The organism is Vibrio ouci (assembly GCF_004551525.1).
Lineage (GTDB): Bacteria > Pseudomonadota > Gammaproteobacteria > Enterobacterales > Vibrionaceae > Vibrio > Vibrio ouci.
Map to the genome: position 1 here is coordinate 1 of NZ_SATR01000341.1, position 485 is coordinate 485.

Genomic DNA, 485 nt, shown 5'->3' on the forward strand with positions numbered 1-485 from the left:
TAACTTTCCACTCCCCCTCACCGTAGACTTTTAGCCCAGTAGCATCAATGGCCAAATGCTTGATGACGCCTCTTGTTTTAGCTTTAAAAGATACATCAACAGACTTTGCTCGTTTGCTGATGCAAGTGTAGTGAGGGCAAACAAGCGGTAGTTTAGCCAGCTKAAATACTGAGTTGATAAAACCTTGTAATGCCCTCAAAGGCATTGAGAATACGCGCTTCATCATCAATGCTGTCGTAATGGCGATATCACTAAACAACCGTGGTCTTCCTCGCTTAGGTTGCTTGGCTTGGTGATTCCATTGCTTGATAGCAGCCTCATCAATCCASAATGTAAGAGAGCCTCTATTGATAAGTGATTGATTGTATTGTGGCCAGTTTTTCGTTTTGTACTTGGGCTTAGGCATGTTGTGAGCGAGGCAGTGGACTTCCCAGATCAGATCCCAGAGTTAACGTTTAGTTCCATTGAATTAGGAAACAAAGCCC

At 43.7% G+C, this 485-nt stretch carries 1 protein-coding gene; it reads right to left on the reverse strand.

Going from position 1 to position 485, the window contains the following annotated elements; genetic code table 11:
- A partial coding sequence (locus ELS82_RS25920) for an IS5 family transposase (protein ID WP_134837856.1) occupies positions 1-406 on the reverse strand: 406 nt, incomplete at its 3' end.
- Positions 407-485: the final 79 nt, after the last annotated feature.